Genomic DNA, 13,734 nt, shown 5'->3' with positions numbered 1-13,734 from the left:
CTAACTATCGCGGTTTCGGTCTTCGCCGCAACCCGCTTGCAGCTTTAGGCAGCGAGGCGGGGCTGCACCAGGCGCTGGTGCAGTGCAAGCATCCGCTGGACGCACGTGCTCCAGTCGTAGAGTTCGGCCCTTCGGCGGGCGGCGGCTCTCCGGCCGGGGAGTTGGGCCAGTTCGCGGACGGCGTCGGCCAGGGACGTTGGGGTTGCGGGTGCCCAGCGGCCGCAGGATTCGTCGACCAGTTCTCGGGCGCCGCCGGTATTTGCGGTGACTACCGGGGTGCCGGCGGCTAGGGCTTCCAGGACGGCGAGGCCGAAGGTTTCGCCGGGGCAGACGGAGAGGGCTATGTCGGCTTCGGCGAGGTGCCTCGCCAATGTCTGCCGGCCGTCGACGTAGCCGTGGAAGGTGATCGGAGCGGAGCCCGCGATGGCGATGAGTTCGTCGAGGTGTGGGCCGGAGCCGTAGATGTCCATGCGCATCGGGACGCCCCGCCGGTGGAGTTCGGCAGCGGTGGCGACGGCGAGGTGCGGGCTCTTCTCCCGGGACAGGCGGCCGGCGTGTACGAGCTTCAGTACGCCGTCGTCCACCGGCGTCGCCAGAGATGGGTGGAAGGTGTCCAGGTCGACACCGAGCGGGATCCGGACCAGTGGGGTCGTCACCTCGTCGAACTCGGCGGCCGCATAACGCGACGTCACCACGACGGCGTCGTACGTCCGGCTGAGGAGCTTGTAGAGAGCGCCGACTCCGGCCGCGACGCCCAGTTGACGACCGGTCCGGAGCGACAGCATCGCGTCCAAGCGTTCATGGCTGAAGAGCACCGCTCCGATGTCGTTGCGGCGGGCCCAGCGGGCCACCGGGAGGAGGGTCGACTTGTCCGAGATCTCGACCGTGGTGGGCCGGAAGCGCTCGAGCGTGTCGATGACCTTCCAGGGGTCGGTGATCAGGCGGTAGCCGCCGCCGACCTTCGGTGCCTTCATCCGGATCACCGTGCCGGCCGCCGTCTCGGTCACGGTGTCGCGTTCGCCGGGGGTGATCACGATCCGTTCGGCGCCGGCGTCGGCGTACCCCTGACCGAGGTGCTCGATCGCGGTCCGCATCCCACCGGACGTCGGCCCGACGAAGTTGGCCAGCTGGGCGATCCGCAGCACGCTCATCCACGTCCTCGCTTCGCTCCGGGCGCGGATGAGACACGAACGGGGCTGTGTTTGATGATGAACTCGCTTCGCTCGTTCATGCGACCCGCCGGACGGCCGCGGCCTCGTGGAGGACCTCGGCGTAGTGCCGGTCGACCAGGTCGTCGACCACTGCCGGCCACGTCCTGGTCTGCACCCGTTCCAGGCCGTTCGCCGCCACCCGGCTCCGGGCCGCCGGGTCGTCGAGCAACGTCTTGACCGCCTCGCGGAGCGACCCCGGCCGGCCGGGGTCGAACAACAGCCCGGTGGAGCCTGGACGGATCAGGTCGAGCGGGCCGCCCGCGGCCGGGCCGACCGTGGCGACGCCGGAGGCCTGCGCCTCCTGGATGGTCTGGCAGAACGTCTCGTGCTCGCCGGTGTGCACGAACACGTCCAGTCCGGCGAAGATCGAGGCCAGGTCGGCACCGCGGCGCATTCCCAGGAAGGTTGCTCCTGGCAAGGAGTTCTCCAGGGCGGCCCGGTCCGGGCCGTCGCCGACGATGACGACGCGGCAGTTGAGATCGGCCAACTCGGCGAGGCGGCGGACCTTCTTCTCCGCGGCCAGCCGGCCGACGTACCCGACGATCGGCCGGCCGTCCGGGGAGATCTCCCGGCGCCAGTTCTCGTCGCGGTGCTTGGGGTCGAACAGGTCCAGGTTCACGCCGCGACCCCACAGATGGACCCGCGGTACGCCGCTCTGGACGAGCTGCTGGACTGACGCGGTGGACGGGGCGAGGGTGCGGTCGGCGCGCGAGTGCACCCGGCGTACCCAGCGCCAGACACCGCGGTCGGCCGCGGCGAACCACGGGTACTGACGGGCGAACCCGGCGATGTCGGTCTGAAAGATCGCGACCGTCGGCAGACCGAGCTTGCGCGCGCTACGCAGGCCGTAGGCGCCGATGATGAACGGCGAGGCGAGATGGACCAGGTCGGGCCTGAACTCGGCCATCGCCCGCTCGATCGACGGATCGGGCAGCCCGACCGGGAACTCCTTGTAGCCCGGGATCCCGAAGCTCCGCGCCCGCAGCACGGGCACGTCGCGGTAGCTGTCCGGACCGGGGCCGGCGGCAATGATCAGCAGCTCGTGCCCGCGGGCGAGCAACCGGTCGGCGACGTGGCGAACCGTGTTCGCGACGCCATTGATCTGCGGCAGGAAGGACTCAGCGACCATCACGATGCGCACGCCCCGAACGTTCCCCACCGCCCATGAACCCTCGGCGACACTCGAGTGACAGCACGTCGATCCCCTGCTGACACCTGCACGGACGTCAAGTGGACTTGAGGTAGCCACCCGGCGGTACTTGGTGAGTACCACGCAAACGCCGGGGAATCACCGCCGCCGTGGTCGGCGTAGCGGCCGCCGCGAAGCGAGTCTCAGCTTTCCGGGCTGAGGAGGGGGAGGTTCGGGAAGTAGGTCCGGTACCGGGCGGGGTCGCGGGTGAGGAGCCGGTGGCCGGCGACCGCGGCGTGGGCGCCGATGTAGAAGTCTGCGAGGGGGGATCTGCGGGCGCCGCCTCGGCGGCGATACGTCAGGTAGGCCTTGCCAGCTAGGAATCCCGCGTCGAACGGCAGCGGTTCGCGGCGCAGGTCGGCATCGTCGAGAACCTCGTCCAGTTCCTCGATCGACGTGAAGTCCACCGACACCTCGGCGTACACGATCGGGTTGATGACGAGCGGTCCCTCGTCGGCGGCCTGCGCGATCGCCTCCTCCGACCAGTCTGCCCACTTCGGATCGTTGGTGGTGAGGTCGAGGATCACGCAGGCGTCGACGAGCGTCGTCGGGGGAGGGACCAGACTCAGGTCAGTCCTCGCCACGGAGCAGGCCCATGATCTCTTCGGTGCTCATCCCGCTCGTGCCCCGACCACGCAGCCGCGAGGCGATCCGTCGCCCGTGCGATCGGTTCGCCTGCGCCCGGGTCAAGTGAACGACGTTCCCGTGGATGGTGAACTCGACCTCGTCGCCCTCGTGCAGGCCGAGGTGCTGCCGGATCTCGATCGGGACCGTCAGCTGACCTTTCGACCTGAGCTTCATCCAATACACCTCCTCGGTAGGAATCCAACTGGTAGGAATCCTACTCCGCCACGTGACGCCGCGACCACCTGACCTCCTCATGAAGGGGGTCACGCGCCGGCGTCGGTCTTCTCACCTGGCCGAGGATCCCGTATCGCACGGTTGTGCTGGAGCCCACACCGGTGGCGTGCCCTGGTGCATACCAGTGGTGGGGTGGTTCGGCCTACCGTGGGGGGATGAGTCGTCGGAGTGAGTCGGGGTTCGAGTTCGCGCCGGTGTATGGGCCGGAGGTGCTGGACGGGTTCGAGGCCGAGGCGAAGCTGGGGGAGCCGGGGCGGTTCCCGTACACCCGCGGGGTCTACCCGACGATGTACACCGAGCGCCCCTGGACCATGCGCCAGTACGCCGGTTTCGGTACGGCGGCCGAGTCGAACCAGCGGTACCACCAGCTGATCGACCACGGCACCATGGGGCTGTCGGTCGCGTTCGACCTGCCCACTCAGATGGGGTACGACTCCGACGCCCCGATCGCGCACGGCGAGGTCGGCAAGGTCGGCGTGGCGATCGACTCGATCGACGACATGCGGGTGCTGTTCGACAAGATCCCGCTGGACCAGGTGTCCACCTCGATGACGATCAACGCACCCGGCTCGGTGCTCCTGCTGCTCTATCAACTGGTGGCCGAGGAGCAGGGCGTTCCCGGCGCCAAACTGACCGGCACGATCCAGAACGACGTACTGAAGGAGTACATCGCCCGCGGCACCTACATCTATCCCCCGAAGGAGTCGCTGCGGCTGATCAGCGACATCTTCGCCTACTGCAAGGCGGAGCTGCCGCGCTGGAACACCATCTCGATCTCCGGCTACCACATGGCCGAGGCTGGTGCGACCCCCGCGCAGGAGATCGCCTTCACGTTGGCGAACGGGATCGAGTACGTGCGGGCCGCGCTCGCGTCCGGGCTGGACGTGGACGAGTTCGCGCCGCGGTTGTCGTTCTTCTTCGTCGCCCGGACCACCCTGCTGGAGGAGGTGGCGAAGTTCCGCGCCGCCCGCCGGATCTGGGCCGCGGTGATGCGGGACGAGTTCGGCGCGAAGAACCCGAAGTCGATGATGTTGCGGTTCCACACCCAGACCGCCGGCGTCCAGCTCACTGCGCAGCAGCCTGAGGTCAACCTCGTCCGCGTCGCCGTCCAGGGCCTGGCCGCCGTACTGGGTGGCACGCAGTCGCTGCACACCAACTCGTACGACGAAGCGATCGCGCTGCCGACCGAGAAGGCGGCCCGCCTCGCGCTGCGCACCCAGCAGGTGCTCGCCTACGAGACCGACGTGACCGCGACCGTCGACCCGTTCGCAGGCTCGTACGTCGTCGAGTCACTCACCGACGAGGTGGAGGCGGCCGCGCTCGAACTGATGGAGCAGATCGAGGAGTACGGCGGGGCCGTCGGCGCGATCGAGAAGGGATTCCAGAAGCAGGAGATCGAGCGGTCGGCGTACCTGATCGCCCAGCAGATCGACTCGGCCGAGCGGGTCGTCGTCGGGATGAACAAGTTCAAGGCCGCCGAGGAGGAGCCGTACGAACCTCTCCGGGTGAATCCGGCCATCGAGGCGCAGCAGACCGAACGGCTCGCCAAGCTGCGGGCCGAGCGCGACCAGGCGGCGGTGGACGAGGCGCTGGCCGCCCTCAAAATCGCTGCCCAAGGCAACGACAACTGCCTCTACCCGATGAAGCAGGCGCTCAAGGCCCGCGCCACCGTCGGGGAGGTGTGCGACACGCTCAGGGACGTCTGGGGCGTCTACGTCCCCGCCGACACCTTCTAGCAGTCGCTCGTAGGACGCCAGACATCAGATTCCAAGCTTCCTGCCGATGTAAGCAACTCTCGCCTGGCGAAGTTGATGTCTCCGCCATCGACCTCTGCCATCAGAAGCTCTCCCTTGCTGGCGAACCGTTCTGCACCTGTAGGGGCATGTCAGGGTACCGAGGTTTCGGCTGGCATGGGCATCGGCGGACCGGGAGTTGATCTGGGAAGCCCGTTGGGCCAGACGCGTGTCAGTCGAGGAGGGCGGTGGAGGTGAGGAGGGTCATGCCCAGGGGGATGGACTCTTCGGAGGGGTCGAAGCCGGGCGTGTGGAGGTCGGCCGCTGTTTCCACCGACGGCGGGCGGACGCCGAGGCGGGCCATGGCGCCCGGGACATTTTCCAGGTACCAGGCGAAGTCCTCGCCGCCGAGGCTCTGGTCGGTCGGGGCGATGGCGCCGGCACCGAACGTCTGGCGCACGGCGTCGTGCAGTACCTCGATGGCGCCGGCGTCGTTCATCACCGGGGGAACACCACGGGTGACCTCGGTGTCGACCTCGACGCCGTACGGCGCGACGAGGTGCGCGGCCAGCTCCGGGATCAACTCGGCGGCGAGGCGCCAGGCGTTGACGTCGAGGCAGCGCAGGGTGCCTTCGGCCTCACCGCGGGCGGGGATCGCGTTGGCGGCCGAGCCCGAGGTGATGCGGCCCCAGACGAGTGACATCCCGGCCCGCGGATCGACTCGGCGCGACAACGCGGCTGGGAGCTCGGTGACCAGGGTCGCCAGCGCGTAGACGAGGTCGCCGGTCAGGTGTGGGCGAGACGTGTGACCGCCGGACCCGGTCAGGTGAACGAGGATCCGGTCGGCGGCCGCGGTCAACGCGCCGACCCGTAGACCGACCTGGCCGACCTGCAGGCGGGGATCGCAGTGCAGCCCATAAAGACGGCGGACTCCGTCGAGTCCGCCGGCCGCGATGACACCGAGCGCTCCGCCTGGCATCACCTCCTCCGCCGGCTGGAAGATCAGCCGCACCCGCCGATCGAGCTGCCCGTCGCGGGCCATCCCGGCGAGGACGAGTCCGGTGCCGAGCAGAGCCGCGGTGTGTACGTCGTGACCACACGCATGCGAGACACCGTCGATCGTCGATCGCCATGGCGCCTCCACGGCGTCCGGCACCGGTAGGGCGTCGATGTCGGCCCGCAGCGCGACGCACGAGTCACCCGACCCGATGTCGCAGATCAGTCCCGTGCCGGTCGGCAGCACCCGGGGAGAAAGCCCAGCCCCGACCAGCTTGCGCTCGAGGACTTCCGTCGTACGGACCTCGTGCCAGCCGAGCTCGGGATGGGCGCGCAGGTCACGGCGTACCTCGATCGCCTCGTCACGAATCTCCTCGACGCGCGCCAATACGTCGGCGACCAGCAACTGGTGAGTCATCCCGCGATTGTTTCATCCCGCAACCGTGGTACTGGCCACGTGTCCAATCCGGTGACACAGCGTCACGACCGCAGAGGGGAGCGCGACCACGGAGCGTGCGCACAGTGACCTGCGTGGCGCGCTGGGTAGCTGGGCCGGAGGAGTTGTGGAGATGTGACGAAAGCGCCGGTCACTTTCCGGTATCGAGGTCCTCTTGACGTTCAAAGAAGGACGGACCGCGCCCTATAGTCTGCGGATGCGGCACGCTGGGGGATGGCGTGCCGGACACGCAATCTGGTCGACGAAGGAGACGTCCGGTGAAGAAGTACGTGCGGGGAACGGCGATCGTGGGTGTGGTGACGCTCGCCGTCGCCGCTTGTGGCAGCCCTCCGGCGGAGGACACCTCTGGCGGCAGCGCCAACAAGGACTTCAAGGCGTGCATGGTCTCCGACTCGGGTGGGTTCGACGACAAGTCGTTCAACCAGACCTCGTACGCCGGTCTCCAGGCAGCGGTGAAGGAGAAGGGCCTGACCGAGGTCAAGGCGGAGTCGAAGTCGGATAACGACTACCCGACCAACATGACCGCGATGGTGAACGCCAAGTGCAACATCATCATCTCGGTCGGCTTCAAGCTGGAGGACGCCACCGACAAGGCGGCCCAGGCCAACCCGGACATCAAGTTCGCCATCGTCGACTCGGCCCCGGCCAAGCCGATCGAGAACGTCAAGCCGCTCGGCTTCAACACCGCCCAGTCGAGCTTCCAGGCCGGCTACCTGGCCGCGGCGATGAGCCAGACCGGCAAGGTCGGCACGTTCGGCGGTATCAAGATCCCGCCGGTGACCATCTTCATGGACGGTTTCGCCGAGGGCGTGCGCTACTACAACAAGCAGAAGTCGAAGAACGTCCAGGTGCTCGGCTGGGACGACGCCAAGCAGACCGGCCTGTTTACCGGTGACTTCGAGGACAAGGCCAAGGGTCAGAACAACGCCCAGAACCTGATCACCCAGGGCGCCGACATCATCTTCCCGGTGGCCGGCCCGGCCGGTCTGGGCGGCCTGCAGGCGGCCAAGGCCAGCAACGGCAAGGTGAACGCCATCTGGGTCGACACCGACGGGTGCGAGAGCGCCGCGGAGTACTGCTCGGTGCTGCTCACCAGCGTCAAGAAGGGCATGGACGTCGCCGTCAAGGACGCCATCGTCTCGGTGGTCGACGACAAATTCGACAACAGCCAGTTCATCGGCACGCTGGAGAACGGCGGCACCTCGCTGGCACCGTTCCACGAGTTCGACAGCAAGGTCCCGGCCGAGCTGAAGAGCGAGCTGGACCAGATCAAGACCGACATCATCAGCGGCAAGATCACCATCCAGTCCAAGGCGCAGCCGAAGGCGTCCTGAACCACGGCGTCACCGCGTAGTACGGTGCGAGCCAGGAAGGCAGACCACAGGTCACGCCTTCCTGGCTCGCCGTCTGAAAGGAAGGCTGCGCATGCATCTCGAGCTCTCCGGGCTCACCAAGAGCTTCGGCTCCCTGGTCGCCAACGACCACATCGACCTGGTCATCGAGCCGGGTGAGATCCATTGCCTGCTCGGCGAGAACGGGGCCGGCAAGAGCACCCTGATGAACATGCTCTACGGGCTGCTGCAGCCCGACTCCGGCGAGATCGTGATCGACGGCGAGAAGGTGAGGATCACCTCGCCGAGCGACGCGATCGAGCACGGCATCGGCATGGTGCACCAGCACTTCATGCTGGTCCCGGTGTTCACCGTCGCGGAGAACATCATGCTCGGCCGGGAGAACACCCATCCCGGCGGCGTGCTGGACCGGAAGAAAGCGCACGCGCTCGTCACCGAGCTGTCCGACCGGTACGGGTTCGAGGTCGACGCAGAGGCGCTGGTGGAGAACATCCCGGTCGGCGTGCAGCAGCGAGTGGAGATCATCAAGGCGCTCACCAACGAAGCGCGGGTGCTGATCCTGGACGAGCCGACCGCGGTGCTCACCCCCGCCGAGATCGACGAGCTCATCGGCGTGATGCGCCAGCTGAAGGAGAACGGCACCTCGATCGTCTTCATCACCCACAAGCTCAAAGAGGTGAAGGCGATCGCGGACAAGATCACGGTGATCCGCCGTGGCAAGGTGGTCGGCAGCCCGGAGCCGTCGGCGTCGGAGGAGGAGCTCGCCGAGCTGATGGTCGGGCGCGCGGTCGACCTGGTCGTCGGCAAGGAGCCAGCCCGTCCGGGTGACCCGGTACTGCGGGTCGAAGGGCTGACGGTGATCGACGAGCGTGGGTTCGCCGCCGTCGACGGCGTGGACCTGGAGGTCCGGGCCGGCGAGATCCTGGCCGTCGCCGGTGTCCACGGCAACGGCCAGACCGAGCTGGCCGAGGCGGTGCTCGGACTGACCCCGGTCGCGGCCGGCAAGATCTCGCTCGACGGCAACGACCTGACCGGCCGGACCACCCGCCAGCGGCTCGACGCAGGGATCGGGTACGTTCCCGAGGACCGCGCCCATGACGGCTACGTCGGCTCCTTCTCGGTCGCGGAGAACCTGGTCCTCGACCTGTTCCGCCAGGCGCCGTTCGGCAACGGGCTCGCGCTGAGGACCGACGAGATCGAGAAGAACGCGCGGGATCGGGTCGAGGAGTTCGACATCCGCACCCAGAGCACCGACCTGGCCGTGTCGTCGCTGTCCGGCGGCAACCAGCAGAAGGTGGTGCTGGCCCGCGAGCTGTCCCGGCCGCTGAAGCTGCTGGTCGCGTCCCAGCCGACCCGAGGTGTCGACGTCGGCTCGATCGAGTTCCTGCACACCCGGATCGTGGGCGAACGCGACCGGGGCACCGCGGTGCTGATCGTGTCCACCGAGCTCGACGAGATCGCGGCGCTGGCCGACCGGGTCGCGGTGATGTACCGCGGCAAGGTGGTCGGCGTCGTACCGGCCGACACCCCGCGCGACGAGCTCGGCCTGATGATGGCCGGCGCCTCCCGGACCGAGGCGCACGAAGTCGCGATCGAGAACCCGACCACGTTGGGAACCATCTAGATGAGCACAGAAACTACGGTCGAACCGACGCCGGCCGCACCCCCACCGGCCAAGGCGCCGCAGCGGTCCGGCCTGCCGTCGTGGGCGGTCCAGGGCCTGGTCTCGCTGAGCGCGATCGTGCTGGCGCTGGTGGTCGGCGCGATCCTGATCATCGTCGGTGACGACCAGGTGAAGGCGACCATCGGGTACTTCGGTGCCGCGCCGATGGACACCATCTCCGCGGCGTTGTCGGCTGTCGGCGAGGCGTACAAGGCACTCGCGGTCGGCGCGCTCGGCGGGGTCACCCCGATCACCGAGTCGTTGACCCAGGCAACACCGCTGATCTGCGGCGGTCTCGCCGTCTCACTCGCGTTCCGCACCGGTCTGTTCAACATCGGGGCACAGGGCCAGCTGATCGTCGGCGCCATCCTGGCCGGTTACGTCGGTTTCGCCTGGCACCTGCCGCCGGTTCTACACCTGGTCCTCGCGGTGATCGCCGGCCTGATCGGTGGCGCCATCTGGGGTGGTGTGGTCGGCCTGCTCAAGGCGCGCACCGGGGCGCACGAGGTGATCGTCACGATCATGCTCAACTACGTCGCCATCTACTTGCTGCAATGGTTGCTCACGACACCGACCTTCCGGCGGCCGGGGCGAACCGACCCGATCTCGCCGATCGTCGACGCCAACGCGCAGTACCCGCAGTTCGGCAGCACCCGGCTGCACGCCGGCTTTATTCTCGCCCTGCTCGCCGCGGTCTTCGTCTGGTGGCTGCTCAACCGCTCGACCGTCGGCTTCGAGCTGCGCGCCGTCGGCGCCAACCCCGACGCCTCCCGTACGGCGGGTATGTCGGTCGGCCGGGCGTACATCATCGCGATGGTGGTCGCCGGCGCGCTCGCCGGTCTGGCCGGGACGCAGCAGGTGCTGGGCACCGACCTCCCGCTGACCGACGGCGTCGCCGCCACGGTCGGGTTCGACGCGATCACGGTCGCGCTGCTCGGCCGCGGTACGCCGCTCGGCACGGTGCTCGCCGGTCTGCTCTTCGGCGCCCTGAACGCGGGCGGCCTGCAGATGCAGCTGCTCACCCAGACCCCGCTCACCCTGACCACCGTCCTGCAGGCCGTGATCGTGCTGTTCGTCGCGGCCCCAGCGCTGGTGCGCTCGGTCTTCCGGTTCCTGCCGAAGCAACGCGGTGCCGGCGCCGTCCTCGCGAAAGGCTGGAACGGATGAGCCAGACGAGCACGGACACCGTTCTCCCGCCGGCACCGGCGAACATCGAGGGCCCGGCCGACCGGGTCCGCCGGCTGCGGGTCGGCGGTGTGTTGCTGGTGTTCGCGCTGATCGGCCTCGTGCTGGGGATCGCGACCAAGAGCGGCGAGGCGACGTTCCAGCTGGTGTCGGGGGATCTGCAGAACAACCTGCTGGGTCTTCCCGCACAACCGGTCGGCATCCTGCTCGGCATACTCGGTGTGCTCACGGCCGTCGCGTACATCATGCGCCGGGTCCCGCGGAAGTACGGCGGTTGGCTGGCCGCCGTACTGGGTGTCTGCTTCATCGGCGCGTTCCTCTGCTGGGCCGCGGCGGGCAAGACGTTCCCGCTGGCCAACCAGTTCCAGGGCACGCTGAACTTCGCCACCCCGCTGATCCTCGGCGCGCTCGCCGGTGTGCTGTGCGAGCGGGCCGGTGTCATCAATATCGCCATCGAGGGCCAGTTCCTGGTCGGCGCGTTCACCGCCGCCGTTGTCGCGAGTACGACGAACAGCGCGGCGGCGGCCCTGATCGCGGCGGCGGCGACCGGCGTGGCGATGGCTTGGCTGCTCGCGGTGTTCTCGATCAAGTACCTGGTAAACCAGGTCGTGCTCGGCGTCGTCCTGGTGGTGTTCGCGTCCGGTATCACCGGCTACCTGTTCGACCAGTTCCTGCAGGAGGACGCGGAGAGGCTGAACACCCCGAGCGTCCTGTCCGCGGTGAAGATCCCCGGTCTCGGTGACATCCCGTTCATCGGGCAGATCCTGTTCAACCAGACAGTGCTGGTCTACCTGACCTACCTCGCGGTCGCGGTGGTGACGTTCGTGCTGTTCCAGACCCGATGGGGTCTGCGGGTCCGCGCGGTCGGTGAGCACCCGAAGGCGGCGGACACGGTCGGCATCAAGGTGAAGCGGGTCCGGTACTCCGCCGTCCTCTGGGCCGGTGTGCTCGCAGGGCTCGGCGGGGCGTTCTTCACGGTCGGCTACGCCGGGTCATTCAGCAAGGAGATGACGGCCGGCAACGGGTTCATCGCGCTGGCCGCCCTCATCATGGGTCGCTGGCACCCGATCGGCGCGATGGTCGCCGCCCTGTTCTTCGGTTTCGCGACCCAGCTGCAGTCCCAGCTCCAGATCATCCAGACCCCGATCCCGGGCGAGCTACTGCTGATGGCGCCGTACCTGGCCACAATCATCGCGGTCGCCGGCCTGGTCGGCCGGGTTCGCGCCCCGAAGGCGGATGGTGAGCCCTACGTCACCGAGTAAGCCGTACGACGCTGCGCCGACTCCCGCTGTGGAGTCGGCCTCGGGTGCCGCGGTGCGGGATGCTGGTGAGGTGGAGATCGACTGGAAGGTGCTGCGGTCGGCCGCGGTCGACGCGATGGGCCGGGCGTACGCGCCGTACTCCCATTTCCCGGTCGGTGCCGCGGCGCTCGTCGACGACGGGCGGGTGGTGACCGGGTGCAACGTGGAGAACGCGTCGTACGGCCTGGGCCTGTGCGCCGAGTGCGGACTGGTCTCGGAGCTGATGAACACCGGCGGCGGACGCCTGGTCGCGTTCACCTGCGTGGACGGTCGCCGGGACCTGCTGACACCGTGCGGCCGGTGCCGCCAGCTGCTGCACGAACACGGCGGCCCCGAACTGTTGCTCGAGACAATGGCCGGGATCCGGCCGCTGCGTGAGCTCCTCCCCGAGGCGTTCGGGCCGGAGTTCCTGAAGGAGGAGAAGTGAGCTTCGACGCCGTCGACGTCATCCGCACCAAGCGAGACCGGGGCGAGTTGAGTGACGGGCAGATCGACTGGGTGATCGACGCCTACACCCACGGTCAGGTCGCCGACGAGCAGATGTCCGCGCTGGCGATGGCGATCCTGCTGAACGGGATGAACCGGCGCGAGATCGCCCGCTGGACCGAGGCGATGATCGCCTCCGGTGAGCGGATGGACTTCGCCCGGCTGTCCCGGCCGACCGCGGACAAGCACTCGACCGGTGGTGTCGGCGACAAGATCACCTTGCCGTTGGCGCCGCTGGTGGCGGCTTGCGGCGTCGCCGTACCGCAGCTGTCCGGGCGCGGCCTCGGCCACACCGGCGGGACGCTGGACAAGCTGGAGTCGATTCCGGGCTGGCGGGCCACGCTGTCGAACGACGAGCTGATGCGCCAGCTGGAGGACGTCGGCGCGGTGATCTGCGCCGCCGGTGACGGGCTGGCGCCGGCCGACAAGAAGCTCTACGCGCTGCGGGACGTCACGGGTACTGTCGAGGCGATCCCGTTGATCGCCAGCTCGATCATGAGCAAGAAGATCGCCGAGGGGACCGGTGCGCTCGTACTGGACGTGAAGGTCGGCTCCGGCGCGTTCATGAAACAGCTCGCCGACGCGCGCGAGCTGGCCGAGACGATGGTTGCCCTCGGCACCGATGCCGGGGTGAAGACCGTTGCCCTGATCACCGACATGTCCGTCCCGCTCGGCCTGACCGCCGGGAACGCCCTGGAAGTCCGCGAGTCCGTCGAGGTGCTGGCCGGTGGCGGCCCGGCCGATGTCGTCGAGCTCACCGTCGCGCTTGCCACCGAGATGCTCGCTGCTGCGGGCGTGACGGACGTCGACCCGGCCGAGAAGCTCCGCGACGGTACGGCGATGGACGTCTGGCGCACGATGATCGCGGCCCAGGGCGGCGACCCCTCGGCCGACTTGCCGGTCGCCCCTGAGCAGCACGTCGTACCAGCGCCTGCCTCGGGAGTTCTGTCGAAGCTCGACGCGCTGGCCGTTGGAGTCGCCGCCTGGCGCCTCGGCGCCGGCCGCGCCCGCAAGGAGGACCCGGTGTCCGCCGTCGCGGGCGTGGAACTGCACGCCAAGCCCGGTGACGTGGTCGCCGAAGGACAGCCCCTCCTGACCCTCCACACCGACGACCCAAGCCGCTTCGACCGGGCCCTCGAGTCCCTGACCGACGCGGTCGAGGTCGCCACGTCGTACGAACCGAACCCGCTGGTCATCGACCGGATTGGCTGAACCGGCAGCATCTCGGTTGCCGCAGGCGACGAAGTGGTGTTTCTGGAGAACCGCTGCGTGGTTTCCGGAGGATTGTTTGCGGTGGGCG

At 68.5% G+C, this 13,734-nt stretch carries 12 protein-coding genes; 7 read left to right on the top strand and 5 right to left on the bottom strand.

From position 1 onward, the window contains the following. Window positions 1-44 precede the first annotated feature (44 nt). From AB0F43_RS36365 to AB0F43_RS36350, 4 genes are all read right to left on the bottom strand, one after another. Complete coding sequence (locus tag AB0F43_RS36365; protein ID WP_360487831.1) at window positions 45-1,151, bottom strand: glycosyltransferase; 1,107 nt, start codon at window positions 1,149-1,151, stop codon at window positions 45-47. Between the two features lie 76 nt (window positions 1,152-1,227). Next, complete coding sequence (locus AB0F43_RS36360) at window positions 1,228-2,370, bottom strand: glycosyltransferase family 1 protein (protein ID WP_360487828.1); 1,143 nt, start codon at window positions 2,368-2,370, stop codon at window positions 1,228-1,230. A 173-nt stretch (window positions 2,371-2,543) separates the two neighbouring features. Continuing rightward, window positions 2,544-2,984 (bottom strand): type II toxin-antitoxin system VapC family toxin, encoded by a 441-nt coding sequence (locus AB0F43_RS36355; RefSeq protein ID WP_360487825.1) that lies wholly within the window; start codon window positions 2,982-2,984, stop codon window positions 2,544-2,546. Then, on the bottom strand, window positions 2,971-3,201 hold the full coding sequence (locus tag AB0F43_RS36350) for an AbrB/MazE/SpoVT family DNA-binding domain-containing protein (RefSeq protein WP_360487822.1): 231 nt from the start codon (window positions 3,199-3,201) through the stop codon (window positions 2,971-2,973). Before AB0F43_RS36350 ends, AB0F43_RS36355 begins: the two co-directional genes overlap by 14 nt. Window positions 3,202-3,416: 215 nt before the next feature. Between AB0F43_RS36350 and AB0F43_RS36345 the strand changes: the two genes are divergently transcribed. Beyond that, on the top strand, window positions 3,417-4,997 hold the full coding sequence (locus AB0F43_RS36345; RefSeq protein WP_360487819.1) for a methylmalonyl-CoA mutase family protein: 1,581 nt from the start codon (window positions 3,417-3,419) through the stop codon (window positions 4,995-4,997). 229 nt (window positions 4,998-5,226) lie between these two features. On the opposite strand, the gene AB0F43_RS36340 is transcribed toward AB0F43_RS36345, so the two are convergent. Further along, window positions 5,227-6,408, bottom strand: a complete 1,182-nt coding sequence (locus AB0F43_RS36340; protein WP_360487816.1) for an amidohydrolase — start codon at window positions 6,406-6,408, stop codon at window positions 5,227-5,229. A 296-nt stretch (window positions 6,409-6,704) separates the two neighbouring features. Here AB0F43_RS36340 and AB0F43_RS36335 point away from each other — a divergent pair, with 296 nt between their 5' ends. The 6 genes from AB0F43_RS36335 to AB0F43_RS36310 all read left to right on the top strand — a co-directional run bounded on the left by AB0F43_RS36335 (window position 6,705) and on the right by AB0F43_RS36310 (window position 13,646). Then, window positions 6,705-7,781 carry a BMP family ABC transporter substrate-binding protein gene (locus AB0F43_RS36335; RefSeq protein ID WP_360487813.1) on the top strand — a complete coding sequence of 359 codons (1,077 nt, stop codon included), beginning with the start codon at window positions 6,705-6,707 and terminating at the stop codon, window positions 7,779-7,781. A 91-nt stretch (window positions 7,782-7,872) separates the two neighbouring features. Then, a complete protein-coding gene (locus AB0F43_RS36330) occupies window positions 7,873-9,423 on the top strand; it encodes an ABC transporter ATP-binding protein (protein ID WP_360487810.1) in 1,551 nt (516 codons plus the stop codon). Then, the gene (locus AB0F43_RS36325; protein ID WP_360487807.1) at window positions 9,424-10,629 is read left to right on the top strand and encodes an ABC transporter permease; all 1,206 of its coding nucleotides are present in this window, start codon (window positions 9,424-9,426) and stop codon (window positions 10,627-10,629) included. Continuing rightward, the gene (locus AB0F43_RS36320) at window positions 10,626-11,909 is read left to right on the top strand and encodes an ABC transporter permease (RefSeq protein WP_360487804.1); all 1,284 of its coding nucleotides are present in this window, start codon (window positions 10,626-10,628) and stop codon (window positions 11,907-11,909) included. The genes AB0F43_RS36325 and AB0F43_RS36320 overlap by 4 nt, the downstream gene beginning before the upstream one ends. A 70-nt stretch (window positions 11,910-11,979) precedes the next feature. Further along, entirely contained in the window at window positions 11,980-12,375 is a 396-nt protein-coding gene (locus tag AB0F43_RS36315) for a cytidine deaminase (RefSeq protein ID WP_360488033.1), read from the top strand. Beyond that, window positions 12,372-13,646 (top strand): thymidine phosphorylase, encoded by a 1,275-nt coding sequence (locus AB0F43_RS36310; RefSeq protein WP_360487801.1) that lies wholly within the window; start codon window positions 12,372-12,374, stop codon window positions 13,644-13,646. Before AB0F43_RS36315 ends, AB0F43_RS36310 begins: the two co-directional genes overlap by 4 nt. Window positions 13,647-13,734: the final 88 nt, after the last annotated feature.

Origin of the sequence: Kribbella sp. NPDC023972 (genome assembly GCF_040639075.1) — a bacterium.
Classification (GTDB): Bacteria; Actinomycetota; Actinomycetes; order Propionibacteriales; family Kribbellaceae; genus Kribbella.
Note: the sequence above shows the minus strand (reverse complement) of the source record. Positions and strands in the feature narration are given on the sequence as shown.